We start from the raw sequence: 21,246 nt of genomic DNA on the forward strand, positions 1-21,246 counted from the left end.
CTTAATGTGGTACAGCTACAGGTGAACTCCACCGATGTGGCATAACAATGCTGCCATATCCGCTTGGTATGACTGGACGTCCTCTGAGTGGTCCTTCCTCCACCTCTAAGCTAAAAGCTCCCTCAATATGGTCTTGTAGTTCACCATTGCTCATAATTGCAACGTTCATTCTGTATATGCCAGCAATCAACAATATCTCATCAATTTCGCAAACTAACTTCGTACTTGTGTCTAGGTTGCCAGTATCTTGATAGCTACGGACAGAACTATTAAAGTTTGTCACTGGCTGCCCGTACTGATCATAGAGAGTAAAAATGCATGACATTCCTGGTCGTGGTTTAGTCACATGAAAGACGAAATAAGCAGGGCGTCCTGTTGCTATAGTTGTCGATGTCCAGTCTGCACTACTAAAAACCTCGACTTTACTAAGACGTATTTCTCCTTTTCCTTTTCGCTCTGTTCTTTCTAAAAGGTTTTGTGAACCAGATTTTTCAAGAGTTTGCAGATAAGTACTGACTGCTTCATATGCAGTTTCGTCAGAGACAACAGTTCCGTATCTTAATAAAATTCCACGCGTACAGAGCGTTTGAACAACTCCCATATTGTGACTGACAAATAAAACCGTTCTTCCTTCTTTTCCTACCTCCTCCATCTTTCCTAAACACTTCTTCTGAAACTGAGCATCTCCTACTGCCAGCACTTCATCTACAATCAAAATTTCTGGCTCTAAATGCGCCGCCACCGCAAACGCCAAACGAACATACATTCCTGATGAATACCGCTTGACTGGGGTATCTAAAAACTTCTCCACCTCCGCAAAGGCAACGATTTCATCAAATTTCTTCTTAATCTCTGCCTTGCTCATCCCCAAAATTGCACCGTTGAGATAGATATTTTCTCTACCTGTCAACTCTGGATGAAACCCTGTTCCCACTTCCAATAAACTGGCAACTCGACCCTTAATGCGAATTTGTCCTGTGGTTGGTTCTGTAATTCGGCTGAGAATCTTCAGTAGTGTGGATTTCCCTGCACCATTACGACCAATAATGCCAACTCTATCGCCCTGCTTAATCTCAAATGACACATCTTTCAATGCCCAAAACTCCTCAGAAAAATTCTTAGCTCGGTTTTTCGAGTTTTGAGTTACAGGATTGAGCTTTGTCAGCAGAGATTTTGCGGTATTAGTAATTACATCTCGTAGCGCTGTATACCGCTCTTGCTGCTGGTGATCAAGAGTGTATTTCTTGCCTAAATTTTCAACTCGGATAACAGTGTCAGACATTTACTATTGGCTTTTATTTGTTGTTATTGTGCTTGGTTAATAAGGTGACTACTGATTCATGTCATTAATTTTGCCAAGTTGTAGAACTTTCGGTTCCGAGCGTTCGTACAGGGTTTTGATGATACATAAACCAATCAAAACTAATGCGATAGATCGCTACCTGGATTTGTATTGAATTTACCCATCTAAGCGAGTTCCTAAATCACATCAGCAAACTTGCGTTCCATCTTGCGGAAATACCAAATTCCACTGAAGAAGAGTAAGGCGACCAGTCCTAAAGACAGAACGAAGCCTGGTAGATACAAATAAGAGTCTCCTCCTAAAATCGCCCAACGGAAGCCATCAATCACCCCTACTATCGGGTTTAAGGAGTAAAGCAAGCGCCACTTTTCTGGAACAACGCTGCTGCTGAAGCCTACTGGCGAAATATACAGACCGAACTGTACAATAAACGGCACAATGTAGCGGAAATCCCGGTACTGAACATTTAAAGAAGCCAACCACAGTCCTACTCCTATCGAAGCAGCAAAGGCAACCCCAATAAATAATGGCAGTGTCAAAATGCGCCAGGTAGGGACAAAGTTGTACCACGCCATCAACCCCAGTAAAATCATCCCTGAAATCAAAAAATCTACAAAGCTGACGACGACTGCACTTGTCGGTACAATCAAGCGAGGAAAATAGACTTTGGAAATCAGGTTGGCATTGGTGATCAGACTATTACTACATTCAGACAGGGAATTAGCAAAAAATTGCCAGGGTAACATTGCTGTAAATACCAAAATTGGGTAGGGAACACCCTGCGAAGGCAACTTTGCCAACTGCCCAAACACGATTGAGAACACCACCATTGTCAAAAACGGACGAATCAGCGCCCAAGCCATTCCAATTGCCGTCTGCTTGTAACGTACAAGAATGTCTCGCCACGCCAGAAAATAGAATAATTCCCGGTAGCGCCATAAGTCTTTCCAGTATTGTTGTTCGGTGCGTCCGGCTTCAATGATGAACTCTTGCTTGACGGTAGTGTTTTGATAACTCATAACTGGCTTAGCCAACAAAGATAAAATCCTGGTAGTTCAGGCATCCAACCATCCTTGCATGCCTGAGAGTAAACTCTCCCACGGAAGGGTTTCCTTGGACATGAATCACTCCCATTGCTTGCTGCCAAAGTTCTGGTGGTGCGACAGACAAATTATAGATATTTTCTAGCTTGCGGACGTGATACCACTTTTTCTCTTGGCACTGGTTGCACCAAAAAGCTTCTAACCATTCACCATTAAGGGGTATTGCAGTTTTACTGGCTATTAAAATTAAGGCGTCTTTTCGTCCTATCCCTCGTTGCTGAAGTTGCCCAGCACTATCTGCAAACAACGGATACTTTTGACTGACACTGTCAAGATAGCACCCATGTACTGGGCAATAAATAGCTCGTCGTTTTGTACGTTTCCGATTTCGGTCACACCTTCTGTGCAATTCGACCTCCCGTATTAACAAGTAAACAAGAAGGTTAGGTGGGAGGGACTGAGATCAACAAGACCATCGAAGCCCAACTCCTCAATTTTGATTGAAATATTTAATTTCAAAAAGTATGTTTTGCGCTTGACGAGTTCTTACGCACTTTACAGCACGTTTCAAATCACTAGACCACAAATCGTAGGGTGGGCATTCCCGACAAAAGTATATATGATGGACATTTGAGATATTGGTGAGCAATGCCCACCTTACAGAAAATCGCTGTATGAAGTGCGATGCTGTAGCAAGACTAACAACCCTATGATATAGCCCGCCGCAATACATCAAAATATTGCCTAGATATAACCTCAGGTGTGAAATAGGACTGCAAATATTGACGAGCAGAGTTACCCATACGCTCTGCTAAACGCTGATCGCGACTCAGCCGCGAAATAAACTCCGCCAGTTCGTAACTGTCTGCATTCTCAAACGTGTCACCACAGTTTGCATCTGCAATCAGTTGCCTCAAGTATGAATGATTTGGACAAATGACTGCTACTGGTCGTCCAGTTGCTAAAGCCGGATAAAGTTTGCTGGGAGCAACTAGACTTTCCATACCTGCATCCACACTCACTAGCGATAAATCACAGGCTGTTAGGGAATAAGGTAGCACATATCTTTCTTGATATGGAAGAAACAGAAAGTTTTGAAGCCCTAATTGATTGACTTGCTCAATCAGTTCTTCGCGCTTAGTTCCGCCGCCTATACAGACAAACTGAATAGCCTCTTTTTGTAAGTACTTGGCAGCATTCAATATTGTATGTGTATCATGGCAGCGACCCATGTTGCCTGAGTACATGACTGTAAATTTATTTACGAGATTGTACTGATGGGCAAACCAGTTATCTTCTTTGGCAATCGGCACAATCGATTTAGCATCTGCCCAACTATGAATCACAGAAGTCTTATCAGCAACCTCCGGACAACTCGCCGCCACCTGTAGCTTCATAGCTGGACTGAGAACCACAATACCCTTGGCTTTTCGCAAAATCTGTTTATTCAGAGCCTTCCAGAATTTAGCCAACCAGTGGTGTTTTGGTATCACGTCAAGAGCGATCGCAATATCTGGATAAAGGTCATAGAGTATGCAAACGTAACTCAGCCCGAATAAGACGTGAGCCAGATAACCCAAAATTGGCAGAAATGGCGGAGCCGTGGTCAATAAAACGACGTTACGATGACGGGCAGCATTCACCAGATAGAGTGCAGCACGCAAGGTGAACAGAATACCATTGATAGCTTTACCGCGAATCCGATCACGGCAAAGTTGGCTTGTGCGCGATCGCTTAATTCGCACCCCACCAGACTGTTCAACAGTTGGAGCACAAGGAGTCGCAAAAGCGTAGCCTGGTTGACCTGTAAATACCTCAACGTCTACCCCTTGTTGCTCTAAATGTCTGACTAGTTCATCAATTAACTGTCCTGTAGCAGCGTAATCTGGGGGGAAAAACTGTGTAATCACAGACAACTTAATGAACTGCCCAACTTTAAAAAATTCGTAATTTCCAACTTGTAAGTCTTCGTGGTGGCTTTGAACTAACTGCTTAAGCCTGTGGTTGTATTCCACGCGTAGTATACTCCTGGCGAAATCGCTGATCCGATCACTGGTATTAGGCTGCCCAAAAAAATCGGAATAATTAACATCATGAATAAATTTTTTAGAACTTTTGGGTATAAAGATTTTGTAACAAGTGCTCTGATTTAGGTAATATTACAATGTTTGTGAAGAGCTTAGTCAATTTTACTGATTTCACTTTACTTTTTCATTGTATAGATACGTGCATTTACCGAAGCTTAAAGACTAGAGCCAGGGTTAGGATTGTGCAAAAAAAGATGGCTTTAGCCTTGAATCTAGGCAAGGAACAAAATATTAACTGGTGTACAAGCTTCAAACTTTTACTTCAGTTGCTATTCCTGTTCTAGTCAAAATTTGCTGATTTCAAGCTGTTACACAAATCCAGCCTAGATTCTTACCCAGCAAGAACACATAATGGAGATTTCTCTCGTGAAAACCTCATCTCTCAATGGGAATAACGGGAATAGAAGCTATCTACCTCAAGTACTTCAAACTCAACCTTTGCCCTTTTCAGAAGGACAAGGGGATGATTGGGATTTGTTCCAAATCCTAAGTGTTGTCAAGCGACGAGCGCTAGTGATTGCAGTGGTCATGACAGCAGTCATGGCTGGTGTTGTAGGTGTAACGCTGAAACAAAAACCAGAATATCTAGCTAAATTCCAGATTTTAGCGGAACCTGTCAATAGTGATGACAGTAATGTGCCGAAACTCGCCTCTGGTATAGAGCGCAAATTTGACAAGTCCGGTTTGGATTACGAAACTCAAATTCAGGTTCTCAGGAGTCCTGAACTGATGACAAGTATTGTTAAGCAGTTGCAACTTTCTTATCCTGAAATTAACTATTATTCTCTTGTAAACTCTCTGATTATTACTCGTTTAGGCGAAACAAAAATTATAGAAGTTCGCTACCAAAGTAATGATCCAGTTAAGATTAAAGTCGTACTAGATACACTAGCTCAAGCTTACTTAAAGTACAGCTTAGAAAATAGACAAACAAATTTGCGTCAAGGAATTCAATTTGTAGAAAAACAACTGCCATCCCTACAGAATCGGGTTGATCAGATCCAACAACAAGTGCAAAAGTTCCGACAAAACTACGACTTTATCGACCCGCAAGGTCAAGCAGAGCAAATTGCAGGGCTTGTTCAGAGTTTATCTGGGCAACGGCTAGCTATTAATCAGCAATTAGCGATCGCTCGCACTTATTTCGCTAGCATACAGGGAGCAGAGGGAGCTAAAACAGCACTGAGCGATGCTCCTGTCTATCAGCAGTTAATCACTAACATTCGCCAACTAGAAGCTCAGACAGCTTTTGAATTAACTCGATTCCAAGAAAATAGTGTACCCATCGAAGTATTGCGAGAAAAGCGGCAAAGGCTATTGCCCTTGCTACATCAGGAGGCGCAGCGAGTTTGGTCTATAAAAGTTGCTCAAGTGGCAAATGAAATTCAGAATTTAGAATCGCAAAGCCAAACACTTGCTCTAGCCGAAAAGAAACTTCAGAAAAAAGTGGAGCAACTGCCAGTTTTGGCACGACAATACACAGAATTACAGCGCAACTTACAGATAGCCACTGAGAGCCTAAATCGTTTTCTTGCTACGCGTGAAACTTTGCAAATTCAGGCAGCTCAGACACAAATTCCTTGGCAGTTAGTTCAAGCCCCAGTTCAGCCAGAAGTTCCTGTGTCTCCCAACACTCAACGTAATTTGATGTTGGGATTGGTTGCTAGTACGCTCTTGGGAATAGGTAGTGCCTTACTCCTTGAAAAGCTTGACAATACTTACCATACGGTTGATGCTTTTAAGGACAAGCTTAAACTACCCCTGCTAGCCACGATTCCATTTGAAAAGCAACTCCCAAAAATTCAAAACGGCACTATCGCAGATAGAAATCGCACAAAATTGGCAAATTTGCGTTCTCAGGACAGTTCTGGGTCATCTGAAGTTGTTGAGCATCCGGATACACTTAATCAAGACTACAACCAGTATGAATCGCTGAAATTTTTGGAAGCTTTACGGGTACTTCATACCAATATTCAACTACTCAGTTCTGATCAACCGATTCGCTCTCTAGTCATTAGTTCTGCTGGGGCTGGAGATGGTAAATCAACAGTTGCATTCCATTTAGCACAGATAGCTTCTACTATGGGACAACGAGTACTACTGGTGGATGCCGATCTGCGCCGCCCCCGGATTCACACACTAACAAATATAAATAACTTGTGGGGATTGAGTAGTGTCATTTCTGGAAATATGCCAGTGGAGACGGTGATCCGACAACTACCTTCTGTAAGCAAGTTCTCTGTCATCACAACAGGACCGATTCCACCTGACCCTGCAAAGTTGCTATCGTCACAAAAAATGAAGCAATTAATGGCAGATTTCCAAAAAGCATTTGATTTGGTAATTTATGATACGCCTCCCTTGGTTGGTCTTGCTGATGCTAGCTTGCTGGCACCTTCCACTGATGGTATTGTGCTTGTAACTAGGATGCACAAAACAGACCGCTCGGTACTGAAAGAAGCTCTAGATAGCCTGAAAATAAACCGAAGTAACGTCTTAGGTCTAGTTATCAACGGGCACAAAAGTATGAGTTATTACAACTATTACAAATACAAAAAATAAATTCACAGTCTTGAGAAGACATTTCAAAACCTGCCTCTATAAATCCGTCTGTGGAGTCTTTCTAAATATTCACTATTTGATAAACACTGCTGAACGAACTATCTCCTGCGTAAGTGGTACGCATCAAAGTGATTCCCGAAAATGGTAAGCAATCTATCTGCTGAAGTGCAAGGTGCTGTCATCGCCGAATTGGATGCATACTGCGTATTTTATCCGTTGTCGGTGCAACGCCCGGTACATGGCTGATGTGAGCGTCAACGCAAACGTTACAGAGGATTGCGCTTTATGGAGCCAACACAACTAAGTCAGGAACTGCGTCAAGGAAAAAGCCCCGATATGACCCGTCGGCGATGGATTATCGGCTTGTCTATGCTTGGCGGTTCGATGGGACAACTCGTCTCACTCTACCAAACCGGGATCGTTGATCACTTACCAGATCCGCCAGGACCCTTCGACGCAGACCGCGTTGACGCATCTAACTACGCTTACAGCCGATTCAACTCACCTGATGGACCGATTATGGTGGTTAATTACGCCCTCACTGCTTGGCTAGCTTCAGCTGGTGGTATAGACCGCGCACGGCGTAATCCGCTGTTACCAATTGCAATGGGCGTCAAGCTCCTGATCGATGGGGTCACCTCCGCCGAGCTAGCTCGTGAGGAGTGGAGCGAGAACAAAGCGTTTTGTGAGTACTGCCAGGTGGCAACGCTTTGCTCGTTCGCGTCCATAGTGCTTGCAGTGCCGGAAGTTATGACTGCTGTTCGCACCCTGCTGGGACGCCGCGACAAGAACAGCGCAGCAGAAGGTAATACACAGTAGACTTCTTGCAAAAGTATGATTAATTAGAACCACAGATGCACACAGATTAACACTAGCTATTTATCTGTGTGCATCTGTCCCTACCCTGCGGGAAGCTGCCCTGCGGGCGTCTACGCTTCGCGAGAGGGCAAGGTTAATCTGTGGTTTTATTTTCAAAAAGATTGACTTTTGCACTCTTGTTTATTGAATGTTTGAGCAGGGAGGTTCATCGCCGATATTCGTCGCCGCAGTCGCCGATTAACTGATACAAATCTCGTGACTTGCTAGACACGGCATTTATTTGATTTAAATCCTCAGCATCCAGTGTGAAGTTAAACACTTTGGCAGTGTCTTCTACGTGTTCGGATACGCCAAGCCTTGCACCAACAATCACACCTGCGACAGTTGGCTTATCCAAAATATAACGTACTGCGACATTAGAGATACTAACGCTGTATTTATCGGCTATTTGTTTAAGGGTAGAAAGTAATTCTTGAAAGAGTCTCCAACCACCCCAACCATCTATCATATTTTTGTATTTTTTCAAGCTAGCGGTGGTCAGGTCAAATCCTCGCGGCTCCGGTTTACCCAAGTACTTTTCTGATAACAAACCACCGCAAATTGTGCCATATGTGAAAAGTTTTATATCATGCTGTTGACAAAACGGAATCATATTAACTTCAGGACGGCGGTCAACAAGAGAAAATTGCACTTGGTTGGAAACTATTTTGATGCCTGCTTCGGTGATAATTTGCAAATGTTCTGTATCAAAGTTAGTCAAAGCTAAATGCTTAATTTTCCCCTCACTTTGCAGTTCTGCCATATACTTGAGGGCATCAAGGTAATTTTTATCTCTGTATTCCCACCAGTGAAATTGCATCAAATCTAATGATTCTACACCCATCCTTCTGAGCGAGATATTAATGTTTTCCTCAACCAATTTTCTGGTCATCCTAGCAGGACGCGGTACCCATTTCGTAAAGGCTTGAATGTTAGATAAAGCCTCTTTGCCACGAGTCGCAATTAACTGACGGCGAAACTCACCAATAAAATCTTCTGCTGGTCCATAATGGTCTGCTAAATCCCAAGTCGTAAAGCCTGCATCCACATATTTGAACATGGCTGGAATGGCTGCTTGTGGGTTAATGCGTCCGTGCGCGCCAGAGACTTGCCACATTCCGTTTAAGATGCGAGAAATGTTTAAATCAGGTGTGAATTGTAGACGGCTTGATGCGGGTAGGTTCATCACAAATTACGGCACAATCTCCCTTTCATGGGTCAAACATGGCAGGGGAGGAATGCCGTCCTCCAACTATTAAACAACAAATGAACGACAAAAACTTTAGGTCTTGTTTGAGAGTATAATCTATCGCCGAGTGCGCTGGCTGATTCATGCTGGCAAATGCACCATCTCGCGCACATTCCCCCGCACACCACCCACTCCCTGAGCAAACTGGCGGTCTTGCTTGTGAACCATCATCGGCATCCCGTGCTTGGGAGTCATGACAATAAAACCGCAGCGTTCAACTCTTTGCTGCCAAAGGTATTGCAGGCGGTATTTTTGTAGGAGCATTGCCACTACAATCTTAATGGTCAGCATCGCAAAGCCAGCTCCGATACAGATGCGTGACCCAGCACTAAAGGGGTTGTATTCAAACATCGTAGGTTCAAACCCCTCCCAGCGCTTGGGGTTAAATCTCTCTGGCTCTGGATAAACTTCGGGCATATGATGGGTCTGGTAAATGTTGACGAAAACCTCGGTTCCGGCTGGCAAGGCGTAACCTCCGAGTTCAGTAGGTTGCGAGGTAACACGCCCGTTCCAGGGTACAGGAGCCAACACCCGCATACTCTCTTTAATGACTCGTTCCAACAACGGTAACTGCTGCAACTGCTCAACAGTTGGTGCTTCTCCCTGCAACACGCTCTGGAGTTCATCAAGCAAGTCGGCGGCTACCTCTGGATGTTGTGAAAGCAGAAATAACGTCCACGTGAGGGCATTGGCACTGGTTTCATGCCCCGCCGCAAAGATTGCACCCACGTGTCCGAGCAGTTCGTCCTCAGTCAGCGCCACGCCACTCTCGGCATCCCGTGCTTGGATTAACATTGAGACTACGTCCCCATCATCAGTGCCACTCGCTTGTTTACGCTGAATGAGGACGCGCATTTCGTCATCCAGTTGCGCCATTAAATTAAGTAAGTGATGGTAGGGTAGCCCTGGTAAGTCAAAGGGGAACAGAGCAACCCCAACACTACCCTCTAAAGTGAAAGCTTTTTGTAAAATCTTGGTGGTTCTACCCCCCTCCTCACCAATATCACTGCCGAACAGGGTCTTGGTGGCTACGCGCAGGGTGAGGAGTCGCATCACCTCAGCAATGTCAGTTGGCTGATTAATCGGCAATTGCTCCAGGACCGATTGGGTCATAGTAACAATATCGTCGCGGTAGGAATCGATTCGCTGTTTATGAAAGGCAGGCATCAAAAGCTGGCGGTGCTGGCGGTGAGTTAGACTGTTGACACCAAATAGCCCCGCGCCAAAGTGCTTGAGCGGTTCTGTGCGCTTTGAATCATCCCGCTTGCTGTACAACCTCCCGGACAAGGGATACTTGTAGTAAATCTCGTGCTGGCTGGTCACTTGACGAACATATTCCGGACCGTAGGTCAACACTGTGCCAGGACAATTGGGAAGTGGCGAGTAGAAATTAGTGCCCCCGCCTGCTGTCAGGGAGACGACTGGACCATAGGTTTGAAACAGAGAACGCGATACTCCTATCGAGTCTCTGGCAAAGCGCCAGATCATAGCAGGGCGTCCCAGAATTGGGAAAGGGCGAGGTCCAGGTACGGTCCATATCGGTTGAGCAGTAATTGTTGTCATCGTTCGTAGAACAGTTCGTAGTTTTATGGACAAATATTCTAACTAACGCCAGCCTTTTTGAGCTTGCTCTAAAACATAAGCAGATACATCTTGTATTTCTTGTTCGCTCAGGCGGTCTTTGTAGGCTGACATGTTGCTTTTGCCATTAGCAACAATCGAGGAAATTGCCTCAATGGAATCCATTTGATATTTTTTGAGTGCTTTTAATTTTAAGTTCTTGCCTCGCCTAACAATATTGCTACCGTTAATATGACAACCAGCACATTGAACGCTAAATATTTTTTCGCCATTAGCTGTATCGGCGGCTAATGCTGGGGCAATGAAGTTTAGATTTAAGACAATGAATGTCAGTAAGATAATTGTGAGTAGCTTTTTCAATTTTATATGCATTTCAATATTAGATAAAATTGTATTTTTGGGTTGAAAATTTCTATTTTTAGGTATCTGTTAACAAGTAATATTTACAAGCTATAGCAGTTCTATTTGATTTATGAAAATAACCAACCGCCAAGACACCAAGAACGCCAAGAAAAAAGAGAATAGAGGATTTCACGTAAGCGCTGAGCGTGCCGCAGGCATACGCGTCGCGTGCCCGTGCCTCCTAACGGAGGAGCTAACGCGCTTCACGAAGTGTGCCGTAGGCTTAGGGCTTATCATTTAGGATTGCTATACATAGCTAAATCTCCTTTGCTAGGTAGAATTTGGATCGTCTATCTGTTGATTATCATCTACAGTGTCTGCAAAATTACGACTTAGATGAATCGCAAGCGTTTATTATTGGCGATCGCCGCACTGTTGCTGATTGCCTTTTCTTGGTGGGGTGTTATTACAGCGCGGACTGGCTTAGTAGTGCGTAGCCTTAAGCGTGAAGGGGTGCCCATGCTGTACGTTGCGCCACGCAACGCCGAGAAGATACCGGGTGTCCTCGTGGCTCATGGTTATGCGGGTTCCAAGCAGTTGATGTTGGGTTACGCCCACGTTTTGGCACACTCAGGTTATGCTGTGATGCTGTGGGATTTTAACAGTCATGGGGCGAACGCCAAACCACTGGAGGGCGGTTCACTCCAGCAAAACCTAAATGTTGCTTATGCAGCCCTTGTCGAACAACCAGAGGTAGATTCGTCGCGCTTGGCGTTGCTGGGGCATTCTATGGGGAGTGGTGCGGTAATGTCGGCGGGTATTCAGAATGTCAACCGTTTTGCTGCAACTGTTGCCGTTTCGCCCACGGGTGCGAATGTCACGCCAAGAGCCCCGCGTAATCTCCAATTACAAGCTGGAAGTTGGGAAGGTCGGTTTGTTGCCAATGCACAGCGCTTGCTCTTGACGGCGGGAGGAGAAAATAAAGATTTGGCTGCTGGAAGGGGGCGATCGCTTGTCGTTATTCCCAACGCTGAACACATCACCATTCTGTTTCGCAATCCTAGTCAGCAAGCCGCCAAAAACTGGCTTGATGCCACGTTTGGAGTGCAACGCAGCAGTAACTATGTTGACTATCGGATGATTTGGTATTTCCTGCACTTGCTAGCATGGCTGGCTTTACTTGGTGCAGTTGCGCCCGTTTTGCACCCCACCCCGCCGTTGACTGGTCCCCTCCCCGCAAGCGGGGAGGGGTTAGGGGTGGGGTTCTTTTCCACCCTAGATAAGCTGAATGTGCATCAGTTGAGAAGTTGGACAGGTTTACTGGCTGCACCTTTTGTTGCAAGCGGTGTACTCGCATTGTTGAGTCGTGGTGGCGATATTAACAGTTTAGGTGGTTTGCTGGTAGGCGGCGCAGTCAGCATTTGGTTCGGAGTTGCGGGTTTCGTTTGGCTGGCTGTCATGTCTCGCTTACCGCGTCCTACACTACGAACTGTCGGACTAGGTGTAGCATTATTTGTAGTATTGTGGGTTGCCTTTGGTGCAATGGCGCAGGTGGTGTGGTTGCAGTGGTGGCTCATTCCAGCGCGTTTTCAGTTGTTTCCCCTGATGTCACTCGCTTGTTTTCCTTGGTTTTTGGCATCTGGAGTCGCACAACAAGGCGTTGGAGTTGGACGACGAATTTTGTGGTGGCTAGGGCAAAGTGTGATTTTGGTAGGGGGTTTTATTTTGGTGCTTTACTTGTTGCCTGAACTCGGCTTCATTTACCTTTTACTGCCATTGTTTCCCTTAATTATGGCGATTTTCTCATTTGCTGCCAGCTTATTTGAAGAACCTTGGACTTATGCCATTGGTAGCGCGTTATTGTTTGGTTGGATACTAGCAGCTGCCTTTCCTTTAGCTAGCTAGTTGTTTTCTACCTATTCTACCTAAAGGATGTACCGCCTTATAAAATATTGCGTCACGATAAAGGAGAGACATACTCTCAATAAATTTCTATAAGTTAAATCTCAAAGAGCATTGAAGATGACTAATAATATCAAAGAGCAAATAAAAAACGACCTGCAACAAGCAAAACAAACCGGACAAGTCAGAGCCGAACGTGTTCGAGAAATTGTAAAATCTGCACTTTCTCAGGTTGTTTCTGAGTTTAAAGAAGGTTCTACTGAACTTCGCACCCTTGTTAAAGATGCTGTCTCTACCGTTATTGAAAACTTACAAGAAAAAGGTAGTGACGTGAAAGAAGAAGTGACGGCATCCATTGAGGGAGCGCTGGAAGCAGTTAATAGTAAAAGACATGAAGCGATTGCGAAAACTCAAGCAGAGGTTAAGCAGCTACAAGCCCAATTAGATGAACAGGAAGAAAAAATTCAGCAAGAAGTTGAAGGAATTTTAACAGAAATTCAAGACACAAGTCAAGAAAAATCTGCTAGTGCAAAAACCGCTATTGATTCGGCTATCAATGGGCTCAAAAATAGTGAGGAAGCAGAATTGTTAAAGAAACGCTATGCTCAACTGCGAGCACAGCTAGCCATCGTACAAGCTAATTTAGCAGCACGTTATGGCGGACGTTCTGAGGAAGTTCAAGGATATTTAGACGAAGCTAAAAACTGGTTTAACCAAGCGCGTCCACAAGCGGAAGCCGTCGTTACACAAGTGCAACAAAAAAGTTCACAGATAGACGAAAAACTTGGTGAAGCAGGTACGGCGATCGCTAAAAAAGAGCGTCAGATCAAACAAATATTAAGGGAGTTACTCCATGCAGCGGCTGACAGGTTGAAAGATAAAGAACCTGTTAAAAAATAGGTAGACTACCAGCGACAGGGTAGGCAAATGCCTACCCTAATTTTTACATAATCTAAAGTAGAGACGCGACATGAATGCCGCGTCTCTACAGTTTTTTAGCGTCTTTTGTTGCAATTTCAAGGAAGATGACTACCAATAGTGCATTCTTGTTAGTATATTTCTCCCCCTCTGTCCAGTTTCTCTTCGTACTTAGCAATGACCCAAATTGCATGAATACTACCGGGAAGCCAACCAAGAAGCGTAAGTAAAACGTTAATCAACAGAGTAGGACCAACACCGACTGTTAGGAAAACCCCTAAAGGAGGTACGACTAAACCAAGAAGAAAACGAAGTAATTTCATGGGATTGCTGCTACTTTCTTAAATTGTTTTCACTTTCATTTTCTTTAATTAACCGAATCAATAACTCCTCCACAGGAGTTATCTTATTTCGGCGTAGAGTAGAGACAAGAATACTTTAGTCTCTACTGGTAACTGGTGATATTTAGCTTGATGGCAGTTCTGCTTTGTTCTTTGCATCTTGAGTGCTAGGTAAAGCCAGATTTCTTTCAGCAAAGTATTTGTTAATGAAAGTGCTAGCAAAAGAAAGAACAACAGGACCGAGAATAAAACCAATTAATCCGTGAACTTGGAACCCAGGAACAAAAAATGCTGCTAAAGAGAAACAGATGCCGTTGACAATGAGTGAAAATGCTCCTAAGCTCAGGAAATTAAGTGGCAAAGAAAGAACCGACAGAACTGGCTTAACTGAACCATTGATAAAACCAATAGCCAAAGCAGCGATCATAGCTGCTGGGAAATTATCAATGTTAACACCAGGAACAACTAAATCCACAATTAGCAAGCTTAAAGCTGTTGCTATAGCGGTGACAAATGCTCCAATCATTGTTTTTTCCTAAAACCCAGAGAATGTGTTTTTAAACTCCTTCCCCTATCTTCAAATGATGTACTGCATCTTAACCTCTCTAACAAGGCAGATTTCTTGTTATGCCATTTGGCTAGTATCTTAAAATAGTTAACAGTATGGTGTTATAAATTAAAGTTAAGAGTTTAGCGATCGCTAATTTATAAAGAAAATCTTAAATTTTTCGGGTGCGTTAACCAAAACTGCGGCACCCTATAATTATTTTATACTTAGCTCTATAAATGTCCTGTATAACTATTCTGATAGTGCAGTATTTGCTTGAAAGTAAAGCGATGATTTATACAAGACTTGTTCTTGATGAGTTTCTAAAGTGCAATCCGACAAAGGATAAGCAACACAGGTAATAGTGTAGCCAGCCTCTACTTCATTTGGACGCAGAAACTTTTGCTCACTTTGGTCAATTTCCCCACTGATTATCTTAGCAACACAGGCAGAACATTCCCCTTGTTTGCATCCAGATGGTAAACGGATACCAGCTTCTTGGGCGATATCAAGAATATACTGGTCATCTGGGACTTCAATGGTGCGATCCAATCCAATTTCGGAATTTATGAGTCGAACTTGATAAACTGCCATTGGCTGTGTTTGAAAAGAGATTTAAATGAATAGACTTCTTACAAAAGCCTGTATTGAGTATTTAGAACTACGGATGGACACAGATACACACAGATAATTCATCTGTGTCCATCTGTGTCCATCTGTGGTTTCATTTTTACAAAAATTGACTTTTGTATGAGAGTCCATCAGCTACGCTTACAACAGTTTATAACAAAGCCCCTGGAGACGCGCCATGGCGCGTCTCTACATTTTGGCACCAAGGAATCTACTGCTTAACTGATTTCATCGACAAACTAATCCGCTTCAATTTCTCATTGACTTCCAGCACTCGCACTTTCACAACTTGTCCCACCTTGACGATTTTCTTTGGGTCGTCAACAAATCTATCAGCAAGTTGAGAGATATGCACCAAACCATCTTGATGCACACCAATATCAACGAAAGCGCCAAAGTTGGCAACATTCGTAACGATACCTTCTAATTCCATCCCTTCTTTCAGGTCAGAGATTTCCTTAATTCCCTCTTTAAAAGTGGCATACTTAAACTCAGCGCGTGGATCTCTTCCTGGCTTTTCTAATTCGCTAAGGATGTCGCGTAGCGTTGGTTCGCCTACGGTGTCGGTGACATATTTGTTGAGATTAGTTTTTTTCAGCTTTTCGCCAATTTGAGTGATTTGAGTTAATGGTACGCCCAAATCGGATGCGATCGCCTCCACCACCTGATAACTCTCTGGGTGTACTGCAGTATTATCCAGTGGGTTGTCACTACCGCGAATGCGTAAGAAACCCGCCGCTTGTTCAAATGCTTTTGGTCCCAATTTCGCGACTTTCTTCAGTTCCCGGCGATTTTTAAACGCGCCGTGCTGGTTACGATAAGCGACAATGTTATTGGCAACGCTTGAGGTAATACCAGAAACAAAGGTGAGAAGTTCCTTGGAAGCGGTATTCAAGTCTACGCCAACGTAGTTCACACAGCTTTCAACAGTTTCATCCAACTTCTTTTTCAACAACTTCTGATCCACATCGTGCTGATATTGTCCCACGCCAATAGACTTGGGATCAATTTTTACAAGTTCCGCAAGTGGATCTTGTAAGCGGCGACCTATACTAATAGCACCGCGCACGGTAACATCTAAATCGGGAAACTCTTCTAGGGCAACTTTGCTTGCAGAATATATAGAAGCACCCGACTCATTCACCATGACTTTAGTCGGTTTGCGTTCGATTGTTTGCAGCACTTGTAAGACAAACTCATCTGTTTCGCGGGAAGCTGTACCGTTACCAATGGCGATTAACTCAATCTTGTACTTCTCAATTAAATTTTTGACAGTTTGTGCAGCTTTTTGGCGTTGTTCAGCTGCTTGATGGGGAAATACCGCCTGATATTCCAAAAATTTCCCCGTTTGATCGAGTACAGCAACTTTGCACCCAGTTCTAAACCCTGGATCTATAGCCAGCGTCGGTTTCATCCCTGCTGGTGCAGACAGCAGCAACTCGCGCAAATTCGCTTCAAACGTCTTGATAGACTCAATATCTGCTTGAGTTTTCTTCTGTGAAATCACTTCAGTCATGATAGAAACTTTCATCAAGCGGTTAAATGCATCCTTCAGCATCGCTTGATAAAAATCACGAATGGCGCGGACTTTCGTTTTAATTTCGTTAGACTCCAGGTAGGAAAGCACCACATCCTCATCGAAGGAAATTTCAAAACTCAACACTTCCTCTGCTTCACCGCGACACAACGCCAACAGATTGTGAGGTGCAATGTTTCTCACCCGCATCTGATAATTGCGGTACATCTCAAACTTGGTTGTCCCTTCCGGATGATCATTTTTGATGCGGGAGACAAAAACTCCTTCCTCCAGCAAGTAATCCCGCAGATATGCACGCAGTTCTGCTTTTTCCGCAACTTCTTCCGCTAGGATATCAGAAGCTCCTTTAAGCGCTTCTTCTGCTGTTTTGACTCCCTTTTCCTGGGAGATATACTTCGCCGCTTCTGCATCCAAGGACGCCGAAGCACCATTTTTGACGTTTAACGACTTGATGAACTCTGCAAGTGGTTCGAGTCCCTTTTCTCTAGCAGTGGTGGCGCGGGTGCGGCGTTTCGGACGGTAGGGGAGATATAAATCCTCAAGTTCGGTTTTTAGTAAACACGATTCAATTTTTTGTTTGAGTTCATCGGTGAGTTTACCTTGTTCTGCTATGCCATTCAAAATCACCGATTTCCTTTCTTCTAACTCCTTTAAGTAATTATACCTATCTTCAATTTCGCGCAACTGGACTTCATTCATCTCGCCTGTACGCTCTTTGCGATATCGTGCAATAAAGGGAATTGTCGCGCCCTCCGCCAAAAGTTCTAGCGCGTTTTGCACCTGATAAGGTTTAAGGTTGAGTTCAGTAGCCAGTAATTGAGGAATGTTCAGCATCGGGTGTCTCAGTTGAAAACGCTACTTTTTAAGGTAATACGTTAGATAGATTAAACAGCGCAACTAGAAAGTGTTAAGCTAGTTTAACAGAGGATTTCGGAATCTTGTCTTTATATGCTGTTGTTAGAGGTAGCACATGTTATGGCTAAAACAACGTAGGGTGTAAAACTGAATACAGTTGCTACCAACAATAGTCCTAATATGCACATATAAACGCTTCTGCTTAGAGTTCAGAGGTGAAAAATCATGGCTTTGTTTTTTCTGATTCCACTTTTCACAGGTTTAATTGGTGGCTACATCTTCAAAAAGAGTAGCGATGAAATAGGGTATCTTGTGGGGGTATTTGCACTAGTCTGTATAGTCCTAAGTTTGGTCTTAGCACCTTGGCAGATACAGCTTATGCTGCTTATCTTTACCCTGGTCATCACTCAAAGACTTTTGCAACAAAATGAGTATAAACTCAAGCAAGTGGAAGACAACCACGAGCTAGTTGATTATACCGAAAAAAAAGACCCAGTTAGTTCTAAACCGATGACTAATGAGGTTAAAGATCTACCTAAACCTCGGTACATTAGCTATCAAGCGACAGAACGTACTGAGAAAAGAATTGAGGGTGAATTAGCGGGAAAGCCTCTTGGTACCCCTTTAAAAATTCATACCATTTCACGAAACGCCTGATACAAAGAAAATCTCCCTGGTCGTACGGGCTTGTGTTCAAACCTACCACGCGTTTGTTAGGACGAGGGAGACAAGGTAAAAAACGAGTGGCTTCGTTACCCTGTTTGTTAACGCTCGTACATTTGTTTATGCTTTGCTAAAAGGTGCAGATATTTCTCATGTGTCTTTGCTTGTATCCACTTCTGTTTAAAAATTGCTGCTGATTGCGCTTTCACTGGATCTACTTCATTGGGTAAAATATCTTTTCTCGCTTGAATCTGGGCTTCTTGAGAAGATTCTTTTTGAGGATTAGTTTTGTACTTTCTACCACTTTTATGATTAGCATAGCGGCGCGAGCGCGTGTACCCCATCTGTAAAAACTTCCGCGCCATATCCGCACCAACAAAATCATCCTCTTCCAAATACGTCAAAAATATTTGGTAGATTTTTTCGCTAGACTCTCTCGCAATCTCCGGAGTTTTAAACCGCCAGTATTGAAGAATTTCTGATTTGTACGGTTCTACCAAAAGCACTCCCTGTTCGCCCTTACCTACGCGATACAGTTCAGGATGCTGTCGAAAATCAATACTGTGAAAATCTAAAGAATAATCAAACATACATGACATTACAAGCAAGCACTACCACATCTATAGACTTTTGCCCAAACTTTTGTTGATGACTGAGTGGTAGTGGGAGGTTTGATCAACTCTACTTTAAGAATCTTCACTTTCTCTTGAGGCTTAAGAACAGCTAAAGCTTTTTGTTCTTGAGAACTAAAGTTAGGTGCTTCTGGTCTATTGTCCCTCAATGTTACCCCTGGTTCAACATTTACAGTGACTATTGCTCCTACAGATGGAACAACTGGTGAATCAGTAGACTGGGAATTTTTGATGAGAGGTTTTCCAGCCAATTCTGAATCTGAGGCTTTATTAATATTACCTATAAAAATCCAACCATTAGTCATTGTTTCCGCATTTCTTTCTGGAGTTTTTTCTGGAGTTCTTTCCGGTGTTGAAGGTATCTGAGAAAATGCTGATGATTTTTTTATGACTAACGAGTTTTCTTTTTGACTCAATCCAAATGTTACACCAATCAAAGTTAAAATAACTGAGCCTACAATAATTCCAGTAGCTTTTTGAATTTTTTCAGTCTGTGGTTGAATAGTTGGTTGGCTAACCTGTTGAGTTGTTTCTTGTTGACTGTGCTGAAATTCTTTTTCCTGTTGAATATCTTTATACTCAACCTCTTTTATGTCTGTTTCTTGAAAACTCTTAAGCTCTTTTATGTCTATTTCTTGAAAACTATGAGGCTGTTGTAAATCATTTAAATTTTGCTCAACCTGTTCACTAATATCAGGTTCAGTATCAGTTTCATCTGATAACTTACTATTTTCATGAAACTCCACCTCCAACTCCTCGCTCAAAAAATCTTCTCTTGTGTGTGTTACTAGCAAAGGAGTGGGAGGAGGTGGTGCGGGAAGGAGTACCGCAGGCGGCGTGGGGTCTTCGTATTGTGGGCAATGAGACGATATAAAATCATCACTAAGAGGATGCTCGTTGCTTGACCTCGGCAGATGATCCGTAACCAGCGGTTCGTCTATCTTGTTGTTGTGATTACCAGACAGCTTAACTTCCTCATCTGTATCTTTGCCGGTTTCCTCCACACCAATTACAGATTGCTTGACCTGGTTTATTGTATCTTTTATAGTGTCGTTTACAGCCTCAGGTGTGGCTTTTGTCCCGCCCTCTTCACCTATAACGGAAGGATTGTTCTGTTGCTTTGTATCTTTTAATGTATCAGCTACACCGTTGACATTGTTTACAGCCTCAGCTACAGTCTTTGCTGCACCGACAACAGATGGCTTGACCTGGTCAACCGTCTCTTTCAAAACATCTACTACACCGACAACAGATGGCTTAACCTCCTCAACTGTACCTTTGGCGGCGTCCACTACACCAATTACAGAAGGCTTGACCTGTTCAATTGTATCTTTTAATGCATTTCCTACATCATTGATAGTGTGGTTTACAGCCTCAAGTGTGGCTTTTGTCGCGTCCTCTTCACCTATAACGGAGGGATTGTTCTGTTGATTTGTATCTTTTAATGTATCGCCGACACCGTTGACAGAGTTATTTACAACCTCAGCTACAGTCTTTGCTGCACCGACAACAGATGGCTTGACCTGCTCAACCGTATCTTTCAATATATCTACTACACCGACAACAGATGGCTTAACCTCCTCAACTGTACCTTTTGCAGCGTCTACTACACCGATGACAGAAGGCTTGACCTGGTCAATTGTATCTTTTAATGCATCTCCAAGATTGGTTACACTGTTCACACTGTAGTTAAGACCTTCAGCTACACTTTTGGCTGCACTGACGACAGAGGGCTTGACCTCATCAACTGTATTTTTAACTGCATCCACTACACTGACTACAGAGGGTCTGGTTTCGTCAATTGTATCTTTTAATGCATTTCCTACACCTACTACAGAGTGGTTAACACCTTCAGCTACACTCCTAGCGGCGTCCACTACACTTTCTACAGTACGGTTAACACGCTGAGCTGTACCCTTACCAACCAAAGCGCCAGCTACTGCGCCCACTACAGTACCAGAAATTCCTCCAAGTTTGCGACCGAGTAAACCACCAATCGCTGCTCCAACTAACCCACCACCTATGCCTGTACCTCCTCGATCCGCTCTAGGTAGCTCCCTAATGCGCTCAGCCTTTTGGTCATGCTTATCAATAGGCTGCTTGTAATTACCCATCGTAATTAATCGTCTCCTTTATACCAAGACAGCATAACGCCTAACTGAAGCAGCTAGTTATTTATGATTAATTTATCAATCA

18 protein-coding genes are annotated in these 21,246 nt (G+C 43.5%); 5 read left to right on the plus strand and 13 right to left on the minus strand.

All coding sequences use genetic code 11. The features are described from left to right. Nucleotide 1: 1 nt before the first annotated feature. The 4 genes from AACT52_RS00135 to AACT52_RS00150 all read right to left on the minus strand — a co-directional run bounded on the left by AACT52_RS00135 (nt 2) and on the right by AACT52_RS00150 (nt 4,361). On the minus strand, nt 2-1,282 hold the full coding sequence (locus AACT52_RS00135; protein ID WP_073626086.1) for an ABC transporter ATP-binding protein: 1,281 nt from the start codon (nt 1,280-1,282) through the stop codon (nt 2-4). A gap of 197 nt (nt 1,283-1,479) precedes the next feature. After that, nucleotides 1,480-2,322: an ABC transporter permease gene (locus AACT52_RS00140; RefSeq protein ID WP_073626088.1), complete on the minus strand. Its 843-nt coding sequence runs from the start codon at nt 2,320-2,322 to the stop codon at nt 1,480-1,482. A gap of 7 nt (nt 2,323-2,329) precedes the next feature. Beyond that, nucleotides 2,330-2,755 (minus strand): hypothetical protein, encoded by a 426-nt coding sequence (locus tag AACT52_RS00145; RefSeq protein ID WP_073626090.1) that lies wholly within the window; start codon nt 2,753-2,755, stop codon nt 2,330-2,332. A gap of 298 nt (nt 2,756-3,053) precedes the next feature. After that, nucleotides 3,054-4,361 carry a glycosyltransferase family 4 protein gene (locus AACT52_RS00150; protein ID WP_073626092.1) on the minus strand — a complete coding sequence of 436 codons (1,308 nt, stop codon included), beginning with the start codon at nt 4,359-4,361 and terminating at the stop codon, nt 3,054-3,056. A gap of 423 nt (nt 4,362-4,784) precedes the next feature. Between AACT52_RS00150 and AACT52_RS00155 the strand changes: the two genes are divergently transcribed. Together AACT52_RS00155 and AACT52_RS00160 are read left to right on the plus strand one after the other, a co-directional pair. Further along, nucleotides 4,785-6,995: a GumC family protein gene (locus tag AACT52_RS00155; protein WP_073626096.1), complete on the plus strand. Its 2,211-nt coding sequence runs from the start codon at nt 4,785-4,787 to the stop codon at nt 6,993-6,995. A gap of 285 nt (nt 6,996-7,280) precedes the next feature. Then, entirely contained in the window at nt 7,281-7,814 is a 534-nt protein-coding gene (locus AACT52_RS00160; protein WP_073626097.1) for a vitamin K epoxide reductase family protein, read from the plus strand. A gap of 205 nt (nt 7,815-8,019) precedes the next feature. On the opposite strand, the gene AACT52_RS00165 is transcribed toward AACT52_RS00160, so the two are convergent. The 3 genes from AACT52_RS00165 to petJ all read right to left on the minus strand — a co-directional run bounded on the left by AACT52_RS00165 (nt 8,020) and on the right by petJ (nt 11,055). Next, nucleotides 8,020-9,039, minus strand: coding sequence for an aldo/keto reductase (locus AACT52_RS00165; RefSeq protein WP_073626099.1), 1,020 nt, complete (start codon nt 9,037-9,039; stop codon nt 8,020-8,022). Nucleotides 9,040-9,183: 144 nt separating this feature from the next. After that, on the minus strand, nt 9,184-10,665 hold the full coding sequence (locus AACT52_RS00170) for a cytochrome P450 (RefSeq protein ID WP_073626101.1): 1,482 nt from the start codon (nt 10,663-10,665) through the stop codon (nt 9,184-9,186). 42 nt (nt 10,666-10,707) lie between these two features. Beyond that, entirely contained in the window at nt 10,708-11,055 is a 348-nt protein-coding gene (gene petJ, locus AACT52_RS00175) for a cytochrome c6 PetJ (protein WP_073626103.1), read from the minus strand. 366 nt (nt 11,056-11,421) lie between these two features. On the opposite strand from petJ, the gene AACT52_RS00180 reads away from it, so the two are divergent. After that, nucleotides 11,422-12,930, plus strand: a complete 1,509-nt coding sequence (locus tag AACT52_RS00180) for a serine aminopeptidase domain-containing protein (protein WP_073626105.1) — start codon at nt 11,422-11,424, stop codon at nt 12,928-12,930. Nucleotides 12,931-13,047: 117 nt separating this feature from the next. Further along, entirely contained in the window at nt 13,048-13,827 is a 780-nt protein-coding gene (locus AACT52_RS00185; RefSeq protein ID WP_073626107.1) for a histidine kinase, read from the plus strand. Nucleotides 13,828-13,976: 149 nt separating this feature from the next. Here AACT52_RS00185 and AACT52_RS00190 read toward each other — a convergent pair whose 3' ends face one another. The 4 genes from AACT52_RS00190 to AACT52_RS00205 all read right to left on the minus strand — a co-directional run bounded on the left by AACT52_RS00190 (nt 13,977) and on the right by AACT52_RS00205 (nt 17,734). Next, nucleotides 13,977-14,168, minus strand: a complete 192-nt coding sequence (locus tag AACT52_RS00190; RefSeq protein WP_073626109.1) for a YqaE/Pmp3 family membrane protein — start codon at nt 14,166-14,168, stop codon at nt 13,977-13,979. Nucleotides 14,169-14,310: 142 nt separating this feature from the next. Next, complete coding sequence (locus AACT52_RS00195; protein WP_073626111.1) at nt 14,311-14,712, minus strand: phage holin family protein; 402 nt, start codon at nt 14,710-14,712, stop codon at nt 14,311-14,313. Nucleotides 14,713-14,985: 273 nt separating this feature from the next. After that, complete coding sequence (locus AACT52_RS00200; RefSeq protein ID WP_073626113.1) at nt 14,986-15,327, minus strand: 2Fe-2S iron-sulfur cluster-binding protein; 342 nt, start codon at nt 15,325-15,327, stop codon at nt 14,986-14,988. A gap of 247 nt (nt 15,328-15,574) precedes the next feature. Next, complete coding sequence (locus AACT52_RS00205; RefSeq protein ID WP_073626115.1) at nt 15,575-17,734, minus strand: Tex family protein; 2,160 nt, start codon at nt 17,732-17,734, stop codon at nt 15,575-15,577. Nucleotides 17,735-17,980: 246 nt separating this feature from the next. Here AACT52_RS00205 and AACT52_RS00210 point away from each other — a divergent pair, with 246 nt between their 5' ends. Next, the gene (locus AACT52_RS00210; protein WP_073626117.1) at nt 17,981-18,412 is read left to right on the plus strand and encodes a hypothetical protein; all 432 of its coding nucleotides are present in this window, start codon (nt 17,981-17,983) and stop codon (nt 18,410-18,412) included. A 107-nt stretch (nt 18,413-18,519) separates the two neighbouring features. Here the strand turns inward: AACT52_RS00210 and AACT52_RS00215 are convergent, their stop codons facing one another. Together AACT52_RS00215 and AACT52_RS00220 are read right to left on the minus strand one after the other, a co-directional pair. Next, complete coding sequence (locus AACT52_RS00215) at nt 18,520-19,008, minus strand: DUF4385 domain-containing protein (RefSeq protein ID WP_073626118.1); 489 nt, start codon at nt 19,006-19,008, stop codon at nt 18,520-18,522. An 8-nt stretch (nt 19,009-19,016) separates the two neighbouring features. After that, a complete protein-coding gene (locus AACT52_RS00220; RefSeq protein WP_073626120.1) occupies nt 19,017-21,164 on the minus strand; it encodes a phage tail protein in 2,148 nt (715 codons plus the stop codon). Nucleotides 21,165-21,246 lie beyond the last annotated feature (82 nt).

The sequence above is a fragment of the Scytonema sp. HK-05 genome (assembly GCF_963872035.1).
Taxonomy (GTDB): Bacteria; Cyanobacteriota; Cyanobacteriia; order Cyanobacteriales; family Nostocaceae; genus Kalymmatonema.

Bases quoted from the DNA above. Each gene is read 5' to 3' on its own strand.
- AACT52_RS00160 (WP_073626097.1), top strand. From the start codon at position 7,281: ATGGAGCCAACACAACTAAGTCAGGAACTGCGTCAAGGAAAAAGCCCC.
- AACT52_RS00165 (WP_073626099.1), bottom strand. From the start codon at position 9,039: ATGAACCTACCCGCATCAAGCCGTCTACAATTCACACCTGATTTAAAC.
- AACT52_RS00180 (WP_073626105.1), top strand. From the start codon at position 11,422: ATGAATCGCAAGCGTTTATTATTGGCGATCGCCGCACTGTTGCTGATT.
- AACT52_RS00190 (WP_073626109.1), bottom strand. From the start codon at position 14,168: ATGAAATTACTTCGTTTTCTTCTTGGTTTAGTCGTACCTCCTTTAGGG.
- AACT52_RS00215 (WP_073626118.1), bottom strand. From the start codon at position 19,008: ATGTTTGATTATTCTTTAGATTTTCACAGTATTGATTTTCGACAGCAT.
- AACT52_RS00200 (WP_073626113.1), bottom strand. From the start codon at position 15,327: ATGGCAGTTTATCAAGTTCGACTCATAAATTCCGAAATTGGATTGGAT.
- AACT52_RS00170 (WP_073626101.1), bottom strand. From the start codon at position 10,665: ATGACAACAATTACTGCTCAACCGATATGGACCGTACCTGGACCTCGC.
- AACT52_RS00210 (WP_073626117.1), top strand. From the start codon at position 17,981: ATGGCTTTGTTTTTTCTGATTCCACTTTTCACAGGTTTAATTGGTGGC.
- AACT52_RS00185 (WP_073626107.1), top strand. From the start codon at position 13,048: ATGACTAATAATATCAAAGAGCAAATAAAAAACGACCTGCAACAAGCA.
- AACT52_RS00195 (WP_073626111.1), bottom strand. From the start codon at position 14,712: ATGATTGGAGCATTTGTCACCGCTATAGCAACAGCTTTAAGCTTGCTA.
- AACT52_RS00155 (WP_073626096.1), top strand. From the start codon at position 4,785: ATGGAGATTTCTCTCGTGAAAACCTCATCTCTCAATGGGAATAACGGG.
- petJ (WP_073626103.1), bottom strand. From the start codon at position 11,055: ATGCATATAAAATTGAAAAAGCTACTCACAATTATCTTACTGACATTC.
- AACT52_RS00205 (WP_073626115.1), bottom strand. From the start codon at position 17,734: ATGCTGAACATTCCTCAATTACTGGCTACTGAACTCAACCTTAAACCT.
- AACT52_RS00220 (WP_073626120.1), bottom strand. From the start codon at position 21,164: ATGGGTAATTACAAGCAGCCTATTGATAAGCATGACCAAAAGGCTGAG.
- AACT52_RS00135 (WP_073626086.1), bottom strand. From the start codon at position 1,282: ATGTCTGACACTGTTATCCGAGTTGAAAATTTAGGCAAGAAATACACT.
- AACT52_RS00140 (WP_073626088.1), bottom strand. From the start codon at position 2,322: ATGAGTTATCAAAACACTACCGTCAAGCAAGAGTTCATCATTGAAGCC.